The organism is Frateuria sp. GZRR33, assembly GCF_051900425.1.
Lineage (GTDB): Bacteria > Pseudomonadota > Gammaproteobacteria > Xanthomonadales > Rhodanobacteraceae > Frateuria_A.
The window spans coordinates 329,632-347,209 of sequence record NZ_JBHZGK010000004.1; the positions used below are offsets into that span (position 1 = coordinate 329,632).

Consider the following 17,578-nt stretch of genomic DNA (forward strand, 5'->3'; position numbering starts at 1 on the left):
ACTTTCTGTTTCGCTGTCCGCATCCCCTGGAGAAGCCAATGCCCGCAACACTACGCATCCGCAAGGCCGCCGTGCTGGGCGCCGGCGTCATGGGCGCGCAGATCGCCGCGCACCTGACCAACGCCGGTGTCGAAACCGTGCTGTTCGACCTGCCCGCCAAGGAAGGGCCCAAGAGCGGCATCGCGCTCAAGGCCATCGAGAACCTCAAGAAGCTCTCGCCTGCGCCGCTGGCGGACAAGAACCTAGCCGCGGCGATCATTCCGGCCAACTACGACGAAGACCTCGACCATCTGAAGGAAGTGGACCTGGTGATCGAGGCGATTGCCGAGCGGATGGACTGGAAGCTCGATCTTTACAGGAAGATCGCCTCACACCTGTCCAGGACCGCGGTCATCGCCTCCAACACTTCCGGCCTCTCGATCAACACGCTGGCCGAGGCGCTGCCGGAGGAAATGCGCCACCGCTTCTGCGGCGTGCACTTCTTCAACCCGCCGCGCTACATGCACCTGGTCGAGCTGATTCCTACCCGTCTCACCGACGCCAGCGTGATCGAGGGTCTCGAAGCTTTCCTCGCCACGACGGTCGGAAAGGGCGTGGTCATCGCCAAGGACACGCCAAACTTCATCGGCAACCGGATCGGCGTGTTTTCGATGCTCGCCACCATGCACCACACCGAACAGTTCAAGCTCGGCTTCGACACGGTCGATGCGCTGACCGGCCCGGCCATCGGCCGTCCGAAGAGCGCCACCTACCGCACCGCCGACGTGGTTGGCCTGGACACGATGGCGCACGTGATCAAGACCATGGGCGACACCCTGACGGACGATCCCTGGCACAAGTATTTCAAGACGCCGGCCGTGCTGCAGGGCCTGATCGACGCCGGTGCGCTCGGCCAGAAGACCGGCGCCGGCTTCTACAAGAAGGTCGGCAAGGACATCCTGGTGCTGGACGCGGCCAAGCGCGACTACGTACCGTCCGGGCAGAAGGCCTCCGATGAGGTGGCCGCCATCCTGGCGATCAAGGACCCGGCCGAGAAATTCGCCAAGCTGCGCGCATCGAGCGACCCGCAGGCGCAGTTCCTGTGGGCGATCTTCCGCGACCTCTTCCACTACACCGCCTACCACCTGGCCGACATCGCCGACACCGCGCGAGACGTCGACTTCGCCATCCGCTGGGGCTATGGCTGGAAGCTCGGTCCGTTCGAGACCTGGCAGGCCGCCGGCTGGCAGCAGGTGGCGAACTGGATCGCCGAGGACATCAAGGCCGGCAAGGCGATGAGCGATGCGCCGCTGCCCGCCTGGGTCACCGACGGCCGCAACGGCGTGCACGGCAAGGCGGGCTCCTACTCGGCCGCGTCGAACACCGACAAGCCGCGCTCCACCCACGCCGTCTACGCGCGCCAGCTCTTCCCTGACGCGATCCTCGGCGAGAAGTTCGACCAGGGCACCACCGTGTGGGAGAACGAGGGCGTACGCCTGTGGACGCTGGGCGACGACGGCGTCGGCATCCTCTCGTTCAAGACCAAGATGAACACGGTCAACGACCACGTGCTCGACGGCATCCAGCACGCCATCGGGGTGGCGGAGGAGAAGCTCAAGGCGGTGGTGATCTGGCAGACCGGCGAGCCGTTCTCCGCCGGCGCGGACCTGAAGGGTGCGCTCGGCCTGCTGAAGGACGGCAAGTTCGACGCCTTCGAGTCGATGGTGGAGAACTTCCAGCGCACGAGCATGCGCATCAAGCACTCGCTGGTTCCTGTCGTCGCCGCCGTGCGCGGGCTGTGCCTTGGCGGCGGCTGCGAGTTCCAGATGCACTCGGCGCGCACCGTGGCCGCGCTGGAAAGTTACATCGGCCTCGTCGAGGCCGGCGTCGGCCTGCTGCCTGCCGGCGGCGGCCTGAAGGAGCTGGCCGTGCGTGCGGCGAACGCCAACCCGGCCGATCCGTTCGAATCGCTCAAGAAGGTGTTCGAGACGGTGGCCATGGCCAAGGTTTCCGCCAGTGCGTTCGAAGCGAAGCAACTGGGCCTGCTGCGCGAGTCCGACGTCGTGGTGTTCAACGCCTACGAGTTGCTCTACGTGGCCAGGAAGGTCGCCTCGGCGCTTGCCGAGAGCGGCTGGCGTCCGCCCCTGCCCGCCCGCGCGATCCCGGTCGCCGGCGACACCGGCACGGCGACCTTCAAGGCGTCGCTGGTCAACCTGCAGGCCGGCTACTTCGCCTCCGAGCACGACGTGGCGATCGCCAGCCGCATCGCGGACACGCTGTGCGGCGGCGGCATCGAGCGCGGTTCGCTGGTCGATGAGGCCTGGCTGCTCAAGCTCGAGCGCAAGCACTTCGTGGAACTGGCCAAGACCGAGAAGACCCAGGCGCGCATCGCCCACACCATGACTACCGGCAAGCCGCTGCGCAACTGATTCGCGCGACAGGCCCACGAACGCAAACCACAACGCGTCGGCGCTTCAGGCAAGCGCGGCGCGACGGAGCAAAACGATGACCAAGCAAATCCAGGACGCCTACATCGTCGCCGCCACCCGCACGCCGGTGGGCAAGGCGCCGCGCGGCGTCTTCAAGAACACCCGCCCAGACGACATGCTCGCCCACGTGATCCGCGCCGTGATGGCGAAGGCACCGGGCATCGACCCGCATCGCATCGGCGATGCCGTCATCGGCTGCGCCATGCCCGAGGCCGAGCAAGGCATGAACGTGGCGCGCATCGGCGTGTTGCTCGCCGGCCTGCCGCACACCGTGCCGGGCGTCACCATCAACCGCTTCTGTTCCTCGGGCCTGCAGGCCGTGGCCTATGCCGCCGACGCCATTCGCCTCGGCGAAGCCGACCTGATGCTCGCCGGCGGCACCGAGAGCATGAGCATGGTGCCGATGATGGGCCACAAGGTCGCGATGAACCCGGCGATCTTCGACAACGAGCACATCGGCATCGCCTACGGCATGGGCATCACCGCCGAGAACGTCGCCAAGCAGTGGAAGGTCAGCCGCGAGGAGCAGGACGCCTTCGCCGCCCGCAGCCACGAGCGCGCGCTGGCCGCGCAGGCCGCCGGTGAGTTCAAGGACGAGATCACCCCGTTCCAGCTGGACGACCATTATCCGGACCTGGCCAACGACACGATCGTCACCGACAGCCGCGTGATCAGCCAGGACGAAGGTCCCCGCCCGGGCAGCACGCCCGACGTGCTGGGCAAGCTCAAGCCGGTTTTCCGCAACGGGCAGTTCGGAGGCACCGTCACCGCGGGCAACTCCAGCCAGATGTCTGACGGCGCCGGCGCCGTGCTGATCGCCAGCGAGAAGGCCATCAAGGAGTACAACCTGCAACCGCTGGCCCGCTTCGTCGGCTTCGCCGTCGCCGGCGTGCCGCCGGAGGTGATGGGCATCGGTCCCAAGGAAGCGATCCCGCTGGCGCTCAAGCGCACCGGCATCAGTCGTGACCAACTCGACTGGATCGAACTCAACGAAGCCTTTGCCGCGCAGGCGCTGGCCGTGATGAAGGACCTCGAGCTCGACCCCGCCAAGGTCAATCCGCTCGGCGGCGCCATCGCGCTGGGTCACCCGCTCGGTGCCACGGGCGCGGTGCGTGTGGCGACGCTGGTGCACGGCCTGCGCCGGCACAAGCAGAAGTACGGCATGGTGACGATGTGTATCGGCACCGGCATGGGCGCGGCCGGCATCTTCGAGGCGCTCTGAGGAGCCCGGTTCCTCCCCTGAACGGAGGGACCGCTTGTGCAGGAACGCCCTCGGCGCGGGGTCAGCGTCCAGGCGATCGCTACATCGGACAGCCGGGTCGCATCCGAACGGCGTCCCCACAAAAAAAGCCAGCGCCTTCCGGCGCTGGCTTTTTGTTTCATCGAACGCATCAGCGCCCGATGGACACCTTACTGCTGGCCCGCGGCGGTCGCCTGACCGTCGAAGTCCACCTTGATGCCACGGCCCACGACCACCGGCACGTTCGCATGCTTGGCGACCGGCTGGCCGTTCTCCGACAGCGTGACGTTATAGACGCCGATCGGCAGCGCACGGATCGCGTAGCGGCCGTTCTCCGGCACCGTGACCTGGCGCTGGGTGCCGTTGGTCGTGCTCTTGGCCAGGATGGTGCTGCCGGCAGGCGCCTTGCCGAACACTTCGCCCGCGGTGGCCTGGGCGTGGACAGCGGCGGAGCCGGCCATGCCGAAGGCCGCGAAGGCAGCAGCCATCGCAAACGAGCGCACGGACAGGCCACGGCGAATCGAGAGCAGATTCTTCATGGGGATTTCCTTTGTTTTTCGATGTGGGGAGAACCCAATGGGCCGCCAGGGGTTTGGCGTTGTTCCCTTGGGTCATGCGACCGGCGCCACCGCGCGTTCAACGCCACGGCAAAACCGTTCGCCGCTGCGCGTAGGCCGAAACCGCCGCGCGAGCGTGCGCAGCGTACCCGATATGCAAGGCTCCCCGAAGGGTCAGAAGTCACATCACGCCGGCTCCACTGCGCACGCAGGAGCCACGCGTGGGCGATGCTTGCGCGTGGCCCACGCGGGCCCCTGCATGTCGGCCACGCTAGTTTGCCGCGAGTTCCGAACACCGCCCGGATGCGCAGCTGAAGTCCACCCGGGAACCGCGGTCCACGAAGACCTGCACGCTAGGGTGCCTCACCAGGGGCTGGCCGTGGTCGACCACGGTAACCTCGTAGACCCCGATGGGCAGCCAACTGGCGACGTAACGACCATCGGCGTTGACCGGGATCTCGCGCTGGATCGCGAACTCCGGGCTGCTGACCAGCACCGTGGCACCCAAGGGCGCCCGGCCGAACACCCTTCCTGTCGTTTCCGCAGCGTGGGCCGGGGTCAGGCCTGCGGCGGCACAGATGCCAGCGACCGCCACCAATGCCAGGTTCCGTACCGTCGAGCGGCGCGCGCCCGACTGGGTCGAGATGGATGCGTTCATGGGGATACCTGCTTCTCATCGACGTGGGGGACCCATGAGCGGCCAGGGGTTTGGCGGTGCTCATGAGGGTTCGGGCGGTTCGCCTGCCACACGCACGGCTGATCGCCTGCGGCAGGCACCGCCCACGGCCATCCGATCGATGACGACGCCATCCATCAGACGGCGCCAGCAGCCTATTCCGACCATGCCTGCCGGCTAGGGCCAAAGGTCATGCCGCGCACGGGATTTTCGTCAAGCCCGCATCAATGCAGGCGCGGCCACGCGCCGCCAATGGCCCAAAGAAAAGGCCCCGCAGTGCGGGGCCTCTCCCGATCAACCGATCGCTGCGGAGATCAGCCGGCGTGCTTGTCCAGCCACGCATCGATTTCCGGCAGGCGGTCCTGGCGGATCATCATGCGGTACTTGATGTTTGCCACCACCTGCTCGGCCACGCGGCGCGAGGTCGGTGCGATGTACTTCTGCGCGTAGTCCTGGATCTTCTGGATCATCTCCGGCTTGGTCGAGCTGGCGCCCAGCACCGGGTAGTAGCGGCTGCTGGAGGTCGAGTCGACCAGCTTGTCGACCTGCGCGCGGTGCGCCACGGCGAAGTCGAACGCCATCTCCGGATGGTGGTAGCCAACCGCGCGGATCATCCCGGCACTGTTGGTCGCGCCCGGCTCGTCGGTGAGCGCGAGCTCCAGTGCCTGCTTGGCCAGCGCATCGTCTTCGGCAATCGACAGCATGCTGTACAGCTGGTCCTTGATCAGCGGCGTGGTCTCGGCCTTCGCCTGGGCGTGCAACTGGTTCCAGGTGGCCTCGTCGGCGTGCTCGGCCACGACCGCGGTGATCACCTTGCGCAGATCCACCGGGACCGCAGCCGGATCGGTCTTCTGCGCGGCGAAGCGGCGGCGCGCCTCATCGATCACGGCCTGGTCGCCCAGGTCGGCAAGCACGCCGATCAGCTGCATGCGCAGCGTGGAGGTGGGCGTGCTCTCGCCGGGCTTGGCTTCCCACCCGATCTTCTCGAACACCGGCCGCAACTGGCTCAGCGCGAAGCTGCGCAGGCGCTGCTGGCGGGCCTGGTCGCCGCGATAGTAGTTGTCCAGCGCCGACAGATACCCGGCCACTTCACCCCACACCTGCGGGTCGGCATCGGCAGGGGTCGCCGCGATCAGCGCCAGCACGTTGGACACCGGCTCGTTGCCGGCCATGCCCAGCGCCCAGGTGTCGCCCAGCAGGCCGAGCTGGTCGATTGGCGCAAGCTTGGCGAACTGGCCCTTCAGCGCGTCGAAATTGTTCTGCGCGTAGAGCGTGCGGTAGTAGCCGGTCTGGCCGGCATTGACCAGGACCGGACCGCAGCCCGGCACGCTCATGGTGGCCTTGCCGTCGACCACGGCGCGCACGGTGTCGCCGCCGACGGTCCTGGCGATCACCGGCACGTGCCAGCGCAGCGGCTTCTTCTGCGGACGGTCGCGGGTGAACTCGCCCTGGCGCAGCGCGATGGTGGTCTTGCCGTTGGAGCAGGCCGCCGCGCGCACCTCGATCAACGGGATGCCAGGCTGCAGCGTGAAGTCATGCGCGATCTGCGTGATCGGCTTGCCGGCGGCAGCCTGCACGGACTTCCACAGGTCGTCGGACACCGTGTTGCCGTACGCGTGCGCCTTGATGTAATTGCGCACGCCGGTGCGCCAGGCATCCTCGCCGACGTAGCCTTCCAGCATGTGGATCACCGCCTCGCCCTTGGAGTAGGTGATCGCATCGAACGCCTGGCTCGCCTGCTCAACGGTCTCCACGTGCTGCACCACCGGGTGGGTGGTGGCGACCGAGTCCTGCCCCATCGCCCCTTCGCGCACGCCGACCGCATCCAGCTCGGTGTTCCATTCGGGGTGCAGTTTCTGGGTGGTGCGCGAGGCCATCCACGAGGCAAAGCCTTCGTTGAGCCACAGGTCGTCCCACCAGCTCATGGTGACCAGGTCACCGAACCACTGGTGCGCCATCTCGTGCGCGGCGGTGTTGAACACGCGCTGCTTGTCGACCTGGTTGGAAATGGCCGGGTTGAGCAGCAGCGAGTACTCGAAGGTGAAGATCGCGCCCCAGTTTTCCATCGCGGAGAAGAACTGGCTCTGGCCCGGCGCGGCGATGTTGTCCAGCTTCGGCAGCGGGTACGGCACGCCGAAGTAGTCGTTGTATTCCTTCAGCACCGCCTTGGACGAATCCAGCGCGAACTGCGCCTGGTCGACCATGCCCTTCTGCGCGATCACGCCGATCTCGGTGCCTTCGGACGTGGTGGTGGCGCGCTCGAAATCACCCAGCCCGAAGAACAGCAGATAGGTCGACATCTTGGGCGACTGCCCGAAGTGCACCTCGGCCAGGCCGTTGCCCAGGTCCTTCTTCGACGCGATCGGCATGTTGCTCACCGCCATCTCGCCCGAGGGCACGGTGGCGGTCAGGGTGAAGGTCGCCTTGTAGTTCGGCTCGTCCCACGATGGGATGAAGCGGCGCGCGTCGGAGTTCTCGAACTGCGTGTACAGCGCCCGCTTCTTGCCGGCCTTGGTGTCGTAGTCCAGCGCGAAGATGCCGTTGGCCTGCGTACCGATCTTGCCCGTGTAGGTCATCGCCAGGCGGTAGGTGCCGGCGGGAATGGGGTGGTCGAAGGTGAAGGCCGCGGTCTGCGCCTTCTCATCCACCGCGATCTTGGGCGCAGCGAACGCCATCTCGCCCTTCTCCGCCGTCAGCGACGCCTTGGAGAAGGTGAGATCCGCGGCATTGAGCGTGATGGAGCTGGTCGGCTTGGTCACGGTCAGCGTGATCGTCACCTGGCCATCGAACGAGAGCTTGTCCGCATGGGGCGTCACCGCCACGTCGTAGTGCGACGGCACCACCCCGCGCGGCAACTGCGTCGTCGCCTCCCGCACCTCGGCCGCCGAAGCGACCCCCAGCGGAGCCATGGAAAGCCCGGCCAGGGCCAGGCAGATTGCGGTGGAGAGATGACGGCGCATAGGGGTCCTTATGGGGATGGGCGGAACGATGGGCCGTGCCGGCGGCACCACGGGTGACGAACGGCACAGAACCCCGCGAGTGTTGCCCGAGTAGGCGGCGGCGGGACACGGCCGGAAGTCATGGCTCCCGCTGGGCCCCTTCCCGGCCCCGCGCTATGCTCGCCGGGCACTTAATCGATGGATCAGGGGCCGTGAACGCGGAGATTCGTGCCTTACAGGATGCCTTGCGGGCATTCGCCCGGGAGCGCGAGTGGGAGCAATTCCATTCGCCAAAGAACCTGGCCTCCGCCCTCTCAGTGGAAGCCGCGGAGTTGCTGGAGCACTTCCAGTGGATGACGGAAGAACAGAGCCGAGCGCTGAGCGAAGGGAAGAAAAACGACATTGCCGAGGAGATTGCCGACGTCTTTCTCTATCTCCTGCAGCTATCGGACAAGCTCGACATCGACGTGCTCGCCGCAGCCCGGCAAAAACTCGAAATCAACGGCGCCAAGTACCCGGTCGATCTGGCCAAGGGCAGCAGCAAGAAGTACTCCGAGTTCTAAGGACAGCCACAGGGGGCTGAAGGGTGATCGTTTACCAGGCGAACAAGGCCGACTTTCTCGACGACCACGACAACCGGGAAATCGAACACGTCATCGCGACGAAGTACCTGGAACGTACCGGCCGCTATGCGCCGGACGCCGAGTACCGAGCGTGGAAGAACTCGCTTGGCGAGATGGCCAAGGTGCTGCGTGACCCCGGCATTCCTGACGACGTCGGCGTCGGTGTCGAGTTCGGCATCCCGCAGACGTCCAAGCGGATCGACTTCATCATCTCGGGGCGCACCGAAGCTGGCCCCAATCTCATCATCGTCGAGCTGAAGCAATGGTCGGAGGCAAGCCTCACAGGTAAGGACGGTATCATCGCCGCACGCCGTGGTGGCGCAGCACCGGAGCGCGAAGGCGCCCACCCTTGCTATCAGGCATGGTCCTACGCGGCGCTCCTTGAAGGGTTCAACGAAGCGGTCTACCAGCGAGCCATCGCCCTGACTCCGTGTGCCTACCTCCACAACTATGTGCAGGACGGGATCATCGACCACCCGGAGTATTACGGGGACTACATCCGCAAGGCGCCGCTGTTCCTCAAGGGCGAGGAAGAACGCCGACGCCTGCGCGACTTCATCAAGCAGCACGTCAAGTACGGCGACAACGCCGGACTGATCTACCAGATCGAGAACGGACGTATCCGACCGTCGAAGATGCTGGTCGACAGCCTGGTCGGCATGATGAAGGGCAATCGGGAGTTTGTACTGATCGATGATCAGAAGGTGGCGTTCGAGAGCGCGGCCGCTCTAGCCACCGCCGCCTCCGTAGAGAAGAAGCAGGTCGTCATCATTAAAGGGGGTCCGGGCACGGGTAAATCGGTGATCGCCGTGAACCTGCTCGCGCACCTGTCCAAGCAGGGGCTCGTCTGCAAGTACGTCTCCAAGAATGCCGCCCCTCGTGCCGTGTTCAAGGCCAAGCTGAAGGGCAACCTCCGCCTCTCGGCCATCGATAACCTATTTTCGGGCTCGGGTTCGTTCATCGAAACCGGTCCAGACGCATTTGACGTACTTATCGTCGATGAGGCCCACCGCCTGAACGAAAAGTCGGGCATGTACGGCAACCTCGGCGAGAATCAGATCAAGGAGATCATCCGCAGCAGCAAGTGCGCCATCTTCTTCGTGGACGACGACCAGATCGTCACGCTGTCGGATATCGGCCACTCGGAGGAGCTTGCGCGATGGGCACGGTCGATGGGCGCGCAAGTCTCCCACTTGGAGCTGTCGTCGCAGTTCCGTTGCAGCGGCTCTGACGGCTACCTCGCCTGGCTGGACAACACGCTCGGCCTGCGCGAGACGGCGAACACCCGCCTGGATTGCGATGAGTTCGACTTTCGCGTCGTCGACTCGCCGAACGAACTTCACGACCTCATTGCCGCCCGCAACGGCAGCAACAAGGCCCGCGTCGTCGCCGGCTACTGCTGGGACTGGGTGAGCAAGCGCAACCCGGATCTGTATGACATCGTCATGCCCGAGCACGGGTACGCCAGACGGTGGAACCTCGACCGGGACGGAAGCCTCTGGATAGTCACACCCACTTCCGTCGACGAAGTCGGTTGCATCCACACTTGCCAAGGGCTTGAACTGGACTACATCGGCGTGATCATCGGGCCAGACATGGTCGCTCGCGACGGAACGCTCACGACCACAGCAGACGCCCGCTCGCCGATGGACCGGTCGATCCGAGGCTGGAAGAGCCGCGCGAAGATCGATCCCGATGGCACCAGCGCTCAAGTCGATCGGATCATACGCAACACCTACAAGACGCTTCTTACCCGCGGGATGAAAGGTTGTTACGTGTATTGCGTAGACGCAGAGACGCGCGAGTTCTTGAGGAGCTGCCTGCGGGGAAGTTGAGCTCTGCTCGGGCTTCGCTGAAACGACCGATTCCGACCCAAAGCGGCCATGCCTGCTGCGTCAGATCGCAGGGCGCGCGGCGTCACCGGCCCACTGGTATGCCCGCAACTTTGCATCGGTACGCCCTTGATGCAAGGCGTGCAGAAGGTAGTTTGGGACCGCGTGTAATCGCATATCAGCCTCGCAGCGGCCCGTATTGGCCATCCGAACCAGGTTGTTTGCGTCCAAGCGAAAGATGCTGATATCGTCGATTCTGCCGCTCGCGCGCAATGCTCGAGCTAACAGGGGATGACGGCATGATTTCGCAAGGATTGCGACGCGGTAGGTCGACTTTTTGCTTTGCTGCGGGCTTGCTCCAAGCGGCACTGGTATATGGATTTGCCATCAGCTCGTTGCTATGGGCACCCCGCGCAGTCGCTGTCGAGGCACTGCAGCGCATGTGCAACACCTACCAGGTAGGGGAGACGAGTCATGATGCCGGGGGCAAAATTACCGTTACTGCATATTTCACTTACATCTGTAGCGAAAACTGGGTCGAGACAGGTGATCAAGGTCGACATGGTTCGGGGCAAATCAGCCCGCGTGGAAACGGCTCGGAACATGCACCTGCGAACAAAGCCCCGGCTGCTGATGCGAACAACAGTTCCACGCCCACACTTCCCTGCGGACAGACTACGCAGCCCCAACCGGTAGATAAAGGTGCCGACCCCATCCTCTTTGGCTCGGGTGCGAAGGTTGAATCCGTCGTTGATTTCGTTTTGCCAGGCGAAATGGGACTTAAGTTCGAGCGGTACTACAACTCGCGGTTCATGTGTCAGGAAGGCTACCCTTGCATCGGAGCTGGTGCGTGGACGACCAATCTCGACTACTACCTAGACCCGCCGTCGTGCGAATGGGATCCGGACCTTCGGCGCAATATCTGCTCTCCGGGATTCTTTATTAGGCCCGATGGTTCAAGGTTGTATTTCCGCGCGGGACGCAGTTACAGCAGTTTGGACGCTGGAACAGCAAGCGGCACAGCCACCCTAACCGCCAACGAGGATGGCACTTTCACTTTGAGGGACGAGGATGCGCTCTTACTGACCTTCAGTAGCGAGGGAAGTCTGTTGTCAATCAAGGACAGCCTCGGGATAGGCTGGACGTTGACTCGACTTAATGCCGACACAGTAGTAGTCACGCACACTAACGGGCAGTCGTTTAGTCTCGTCGTAGTTAACGGTTCGGCGCCATACGGGGCCGCTAAGCAAATTCGCGTTACCGATCCAGGCAACCACGTCTACGTTTACGATACGACAACTTCCTCTTACGACCGCGTCGCCACTCCGGTCAGTCATTTAGGCGCCCTATCCAAAGTGACCCTCCCGGGCTCGCCGAACACGGCAGTCACATACACCTACTACCCAGATATCCAAGCTCCTGCCGGCACCACCGGCAAGTACATGCTCCTGAAGGAAGTTGCCTACAACGGCATCACTCACGATATAACCGAATACGACAGTGCGGGGCGCGCGACCATGAATAGCCTCGCCAACGGCGAGGAGCGCACGTCGGTTCTCTATGGTTCGAACGCCACAGGCCCGACAGCAACGGTGACAAATCCGCTTGGCCACGCCACCGTGTACCAATATGACGGTGCCGACCATCTAGTTTCCATAACCGGGAACGCTGCCACGAATTGCCCTGCCACGTACGCAAGCATGTCGTACGACGATAACGGCTTTATGACATCGTCCACGGACAACAATGGCAATGTGACCAAGTACACATACGACACCAACGGCCTGCTGCAGCAGAAGATCGAGGCGGCGGGCACCTCAGTACAGCGCACTATCGACTACGTCTGGGACACTTCGCTCGACGTGGACCGACTCCTCTCTGTCACCGTCGAGGGGTGGTCGAAGACGGCCTACATGTATAGCCCGCAGGGACGGGTGAGCTCGGTGGCCGTGACCAATCTTTCCAGTCACGGCAATGCAAGCCAGACGCTTACGACCTCTTACGCACGTACCGTGTATAGCAACGGGTTGGTGCACACCCTGACTGTGACGCATCCGTCAGCCAATGACAGTAACAAGGACGTCTATACGTTCGACGCTTTCGGGCGCTTGATCTCAGTGAAGAATGCCCTGGGGCAAACGGTTTCCTACGGCAACTACAACGCGCTCGGCTTGGTCGGTCTGATCGCAGGTCCGAACGGTGACGAAACCGATTACACCTACGATGCACGCGGACGTGTGCTCACCAAGGCGACGCACTCCAATGGGCAAACGGCGACTTGGAACTTCACTTACGACGGCTTCGGCTTACTGGAGAGCCAGACCGACCCGGACGGTAAGATCACGGTGTGGACCCGTGACCAAGCTACCGGTCGGGTCATGCTCATCGGTAGGACAGAGAAGGACGGCGACTCGACCGAGACGCTCAGCTACAACGCTAATGGTGATGTTACGGGTGATGTAATAGCGCGCGCGACCGACGTCGGCCTGTCGTTGCACATGCTGTATGACGCTCTGGGGCGCATCTATCAGAGAACAGGCAATCACGGCCAGAAACTGACTTATGGGTATGACGAGAATGGCAATCTGGCCTCCGTAACCAATGCCGTCGGTCACGTCGTGAGCTATCAGTACGACGCGCTGAATCGCATCTCGAAGGTGGTTGAGTCGGGCGGGCCAACCTTGGACGTTTCCACCCTAAGCCTCGCATCGAACAGCACCACCGGAAGCTATCCGGTAAGCTGGACTGCTGTCGACAGCGCAACGACTTACAAGTTGCAGGAGCGTCTAAACGGGGGGGCCTGGGTTGGCGCGTTTAGCGGCAACGCGACCAGCACCACAATCAGCGGCAACGGCGATGGCACCTACGAGTATCAGGTTGCTGCCTGTAATCCTGGGGGCTGTGGGGGCTGGAGCGCCGCTGCGGACATCACTGTTCTGCTGCCGCCCGCGGCACCGGCCACAGTCAGCGTGCCTGCCACAAGCACTGGAAGCTTGACCGTGAGTTGGTCCGGCGTCAGCACAGCTAGCAGCTACGCCCTGGAGCATCAGAAGGACAGTGGGTCCTGGACTAGCCTCTATTCGGGCACTGCGACCAGCAGAGCGGTGACGGAGACCACCTCCGGGAGCTATGCCTACCGGGTCAAAGCATGCAATGCGAGCGGCTGTAGCGGTTACAAGACGAGCGCCGACGTCAGCGTGACGATCCCTCCGGCAGCTCCGATCCTAACTGCGCCTTCCACCAATAGCTCCGGCAGTTACTCAGTTAGCTGGGGAGCAGTGAACGAAGCCACGAGCTACACGCTGCAAGAACAGATCAACGGCGGCAGTTGGACCACCATCCAGAGCAGCGGTGCCACCAGCAGGGCGATCAGCGGCAAAGCCAACGGCACTTATGGCTATCACGTGAGGGGCTGCAACGGCAGCGTCTGCGGCGCGTGGAGCGCGGTGGAGAACGTTACGGTGCTGCACGTTCCCAACATACCGACAGGGCTCACTTCGACCGTAGTTTCGTCCTATGAATCGGATCTGCGCCCACCGCGATACGTCTATGTCATTCAGGGGTCTTGGTCTGCGTCATCCACCGCCACCAGCTACGACTTCAGGTATTGCACGAGCACAGGAAGCTGCACGACGGTACAAACCACCTCTACGTCCGCAGGAGATGGCCCCATTCCAGGGGGAAGCGGTTACTCGGCAAGCGTTCGAGCATGCAACGCCTCCGGCTGTTCAGGGTGGAGTGCGGCTGTTACTCCAAATGTCGTGCAAGGGTGAGCCACATGGATAGCTACAGCTCACATGAAAATCCCAACGGTGCCAAAATGCAGGGATCAGAGAGAGTCATGGAAGAAGAACAGCGATTTGTAAGGCGGCGCCCCATTTATCAGGCGCTCATTGCCCTGCTGAGCGTGTGCGTAGCCGAGGGCGCGTTGGGTGCGACCACCACGACCACGTTCACGTACGACGCAGGTGATCACGTGGCCAGCGTAAAGGACCCGCGCAATCTGGTGACCAGCTATACCTACGATGGCGTGGGACAGCTGTGGCAGCAAGTAAGTCCAGACACGGGAACGACCCGCTATGGCTACGACGCCTATGGTCGGCGGTCGTCAATGACGCGGGCGAAGGGTGTAGTTACTAATTACGGCTACGACGGCCTGAACCGAGTAACGAGCGCCACTGCGGGAGGGCAGACGCAGAGCTTTTCGTACGATAGCTGTACCAATGGCATTGGTCGTCTGTGTTCTGCTAGCGACAGCACAGGCACTACCTCATACAGCTACACGCGTGAGGGTTGGCTCGCCGGGCGCGGCTTCTCCATCAACGGCACCACCTACGCAGTGGGGTATGGCTACGATGCCATGGGGCGCCTCAATGCCGTGAACTATCCTGACGGCAACCAAGTGATCTACACCTATGCGGATGGAGCGGTGGCGGCGGTGACGCTAAAGGTCGGCGGGACCAATCTCCCCGGCGCTAGCAGCATCACCTATCTTCCCGGCAACTTGGCGATGTCGGGTTGGGTCTCCAGCAACGGCCTCCCCAACACGCTGACCTACGACAGCGACGGCCGACTGACCGGCATAAGCGTTCCAAACGTTCAAAGCCTAGCCCTCGGGTACGACCAGGCAGACCGCATCTCCGCTACAACCAACGGAATTGACCCCAGTCAAAGCCAGAACTACAACTACGACGATCAATCGCACCTCACGGCAGCCTACGGGGTAGCAAACAACGAGAGCTACAGTTACGACCTAGGCGGAAACCGTACCTCACAGACCATCAATGGAGCGGTTAGCAATTTCACTATCAGCACCACCAGTAACCGGTTGATGGGAGTAAGTGGTGCGGGCGCCGAAAGCTATGTGTACGACCCCCAGGGCAACCTCCAGACGATCAATGGTGTCACGACCTTTCAGTACAACGCTTTTAATCGGTTATCGAGCGCGAGTGGTGCCAATGATTACGTGGACCCACAGGGAGAGCGACTTCGCAAGGAAAGCGGCGGGACATTTAGCTACTTTGCTCCTGAAGGAGGTTCTCTGCTGGCAGAGAACCAAGGCGGCACCTGGATTGATTACGTGTGGATCAACGGGCGTCTGACGGCTCGGATCAGCGGTACGTCGGTGGATGCAATCCACGCTGATCAAACAGGCAGACCGCAGGTGGCTACTGATGCTGCGGGGACTGTGGTTTGGGAGGCAAGAAACCGCCCGTTTACGCGCACAGTCACAACAGACCTAGTTGGCGGATTAAACGTCGGACTGCCAGGCCAGTATTACGACGCAGAGCGCGGGCTTTGGAACAATGGGTACCGCGATTACGCAGCGGAGCTAGGGAGGTATATCGAGAGCGATCCCTCTGGGCTTCGAGCAGGCGTAAATACTTACGTATATGCGAATAATCGACCTCTTGACCAAATTGATCCATGGGGGCTGGGCACGTTCGCATTCGGGGGCCAGGCAAGCGGGGCCTTCACTACTCTAGGAGCTAGCGCGGCGGCGCAGCTGACAATTAGTTGGAACTCGAATGCGCTCGGCGATATCTCACAGTGGAGAGTTGGTGGAATGCTCACTCTCGCCAGCGTATCTAGCACAGGCACAGGCATATCTGGGGGAGGGGTCTTTACCTACTCATCAGTCAACTGCCCAGAGGCTTTGAGAGGAACGAGCCCGTACAGTGGGGGCAGTGGCGGAGAAGGCTTAGTTGGTGGGGCGGATGTAAGCTACGGAGATGCGAGCACTTACAATATCTTCGTGGGGGTAGGTGCCAAGTCTCCAATACCAGTTGAGGGTCACACAGGCTTAGGATGGACAGCAGCAAAAAGTTTTTCGCTCCGCCAGATTGGGAACGCCATAAATACGTTAGTTCCCGACGGAGGAATATGACTCATGCAATCCGTTCCGTTTGGGATCATTTTTTTCAATTGGATGCCGTTGTTGTTTTTTGCCGCTGGCGGGCTGGGTGCCTTGGGAGTGGTTCTCAGGTACAACGTCATCACTAGAGGTATAGTAGCTAACGTACAGGAGGTGGCAGTTCGGTACGGGCGCAGGTGGCTTTTTTGGGAGGATTGGAGAGCTACACTAAACTTTCTTATTGCGCCCCACAGGCTTTTAGATGTTGATGACCCCCCTGCGATACGTGACGAGAAACAACGGCTGCTTGCGCATCGCGCGCTGCTGGGAAAATACCTTTTAGTAGCACTTGCCATTGCGCTTGCTGGCGTCGTTTTAGCTATAGCAAGCCTTGTAATTGTTGGTGAATTGGCGCAACCCTAATCAGGTGCTAAGTTGGCGGTGCAGGGCGCGGACGTTCGCAAATCCCTTGTGGCAAGAATGACATTTTCGGTTGAGACAATGCGATGCCGGCGTCGCCAGTAGGCAACATCCCAGTACTTTGCGAATATTTGGGGCGAATCCTACTACCGGCACATCAAGAGCGGACACGAGATGGGTCGGCGATGTCCGCTTCTGGCCGAAAGCAGACCACCAAATGGGCCATAGGAAGGCGAGCGAGAGCCTCTGTGCCCGTCGGTTGAGATTGGGCGGGCAAAAAGAAAGCCCCGCCAGGCGGGGCTTTCCGCGGAGCTACTGCCTGGCGCTTACGCTGTTGCCGGCTCGGGCGTCGGCGCCACTTCGCCAGGGGTCGCCTTGCCCCGCGCAAACCGCGCCGACAGCATCTTGCGCATCTCATCCAACCCCTGCCCCTTGCCCGCCACCTTGAGGAAGGCGTAGCCCTGCAGGGCGTTGGTCATCAGATCGCTGCCGAGGGCCATATCGGTGTCTTGGGCGCGCTGGTAGAGCTTGCCCAGGCGCAGCAGGCGCGGGCGCAGGGCGTCGAGGGTGGCGAAGTCGCGCTGGTAGCCAGGGAGCGACGTCCCCCCGCTTTCAGTAGCGGTCGGGTTTAGAGTCCGGGGTTGATCGTAGCTGTGTTTGCCAAGTGCTGTGCATAGGCCGCTGGCGTCATCCCGCTGAGGGCCGCCTTCGGTCTCTCTTCGTTGTATTCCCGCCGCCAGGTTTCGATGACGGCGCGCGCATGCAGCAGGTGGGTGAACCAGTGCTCGTTGAGGCACTCATCGCGCAGGCGGCCGTTGAAGGACTCGACGTAGGCGTTCTGGTTGCGTAAGCTCCCCCGTCAAGCAGACACTTCAAAAGTAGAACGACTGGCGGCTTGTTGGCGGTACTCGGCGGGTGTCAGATCACCGAGCGATTCGTGGGGGCGTTGCTCGTTGTAGTCGAGCATCC

Annotated in this window: 12 protein-coding genes and 1 pseudogene; 7 read left to right on the top strand and 6 right to left on the bottom strand. The window is 62.6% G+C overall.

Annotation, left to right across the window (positions count from 1 at the left end; all coding sequences use genetic code 11):
• Nucleotides 1-38 precede the first annotated feature (38 nt).
• Entirely contained in the window at nt 39-2,408 is a 2,370-nt protein-coding gene (locus ACFWZU_RS07420) for a 3-hydroxyacyl-CoA dehydrogenase/enoyl-CoA hydratase family protein (protein ID WP_439700763.1), read from the top strand.
• 76 nt (nt 2,409-2,484) lie between these two features.
• Nucleotides 2,485-3,690: an acetyl-CoA C-acyltransferase gene (locus ACFWZU_RS07425; RefSeq protein WP_439700764.1), complete on the top strand. Its 1,206-nt coding sequence runs from the start codon at nt 2,485-2,487 to the stop codon at nt 3,688-3,690.
• Between the two features lie 188 nt (nt 3,691-3,878).
• Here ACFWZU_RS07425 and ACFWZU_RS07430 read toward each other — a convergent pair whose 3' ends face one another.
• From ACFWZU_RS07430 to ACFWZU_RS07440, 3 genes are all read right to left on the bottom strand, one after another.
• Nucleotides 3,879-4,247 carry a carboxypeptidase-like regulatory domain-containing protein gene (locus tag ACFWZU_RS07430; protein ID WP_439700765.1) on the bottom strand — a complete coding sequence of 123 codons (369 nt, stop codon included), beginning with the start codon at nt 4,245-4,247 and terminating at the stop codon, nt 3,879-3,881.
• Between the two features lie 289 nt (nt 4,248-4,536).
• Nucleotides 4,537-4,923: a carboxypeptidase-like regulatory domain-containing protein gene (locus ACFWZU_RS07435; RefSeq protein WP_439700766.1), complete on the bottom strand. Its 387-nt coding sequence runs from the start codon at nt 4,921-4,923 to the stop codon at nt 4,537-4,539.
• 332 nt (nt 4,924-5,255) lie between these two features.
• Nucleotides 5,256-7,901, bottom strand: coding sequence for a M1 family metallopeptidase (locus ACFWZU_RS07440; protein WP_439700767.1), 2,646 nt, complete (start codon nt 7,899-7,901; stop codon nt 5,256-5,258).
• 191 nt (nt 7,902-8,092) lie between these two features.
• Here ACFWZU_RS07440 and ACFWZU_RS07445 point away from each other — a divergent pair, with 191 nt between their 5' ends.
• The 5 genes from ACFWZU_RS07445 (at nt 8,093) to ACFWZU_RS07465 (ending at nt 16,612) form a co-directional block, all read left to right on the top strand.
• Entirely contained in the window at nt 8,093-8,443 is a 351-nt protein-coding gene (locus ACFWZU_RS07445) for a nucleotide pyrophosphohydrolase (protein WP_439700768.1), read from the top strand.
• 23 nt (nt 8,444-8,466) lie between these two features.
• Nucleotides 8,467-10,338 carry a DNA/RNA helicase domain-containing protein gene (locus tag ACFWZU_RS07450; protein ID WP_439700769.1) on the top strand — a complete coding sequence of 624 codons (1,872 nt, stop codon included), beginning with the start codon at nt 8,467-8,469 and terminating at the stop codon, nt 10,336-10,338.
• Between the two features lie 437 nt (nt 10,339-10,775).
• Nucleotides 10,776-14,108, top strand: coding sequence for a DUF6531 domain-containing protein (locus ACFWZU_RS07455; RefSeq protein ID WP_439700770.1), 3,333 nt, complete (start codon nt 10,776-10,778; stop codon nt 14,106-14,108).
• Nucleotides 14,109-14,113: 5 nt separating this feature from the next.
• Entirely contained in the window at nt 14,114-16,222 is a 2,109-nt protein-coding gene (locus ACFWZU_RS07460; RefSeq protein ID WP_439700771.1) for an RHS repeat-associated core domain-containing protein, read from the top strand.
• A 3-nt stretch (nt 16,223-16,225) separates the two neighbouring features.
• Nucleotides 16,226-16,612 (top strand): hypothetical protein, encoded by a 387-nt coding sequence (locus ACFWZU_RS07465; RefSeq protein ID WP_439700772.1) that lies wholly within the window; start codon nt 16,226-16,228, stop codon nt 16,610-16,612.
• Nucleotides 16,613-16,935: 323 nt separating this feature from the next.
• Here the strand turns inward: ACFWZU_RS07465 and ACFWZU_RS07470 are convergent, their stop codons facing one another.
• The 3 genes and pseudogenes from ACFWZU_RS07470 to ACFWZU_RS07480 all read right to left on the bottom strand — a co-directional run bounded on the left by ACFWZU_RS07470 (nt 16,936) and on the right by ACFWZU_RS07480 (nt 17,576).
• Nucleotides 16,936-17,088 (bottom strand): hypothetical protein, encoded by a 153-nt coding sequence (locus tag ACFWZU_RS07470; protein ID WP_439700773.1) that lies wholly within the window; start codon nt 17,086-17,088, stop codon nt 16,936-16,938.
• A 149-nt stretch (nt 17,089-17,237) separates the two neighbouring features.
• Nucleotides 17,238-17,453, bottom strand: a pseudogene (locus ACFWZU_RS07475) (integrase core domain-containing protein); the annotation flags it as partial.
• A 15-nt stretch (nt 17,454-17,468) separates the two neighbouring features.
• Complete coding sequence (locus tag ACFWZU_RS07480) at nt 17,469-17,576, bottom strand: IS3 family transposase (protein WP_439700789.1); 108 nt, start codon at nt 17,574-17,576, stop codon at nt 17,469-17,471.
• Nucleotides 17,577-17,578 lie beyond the last annotated feature (2 nt).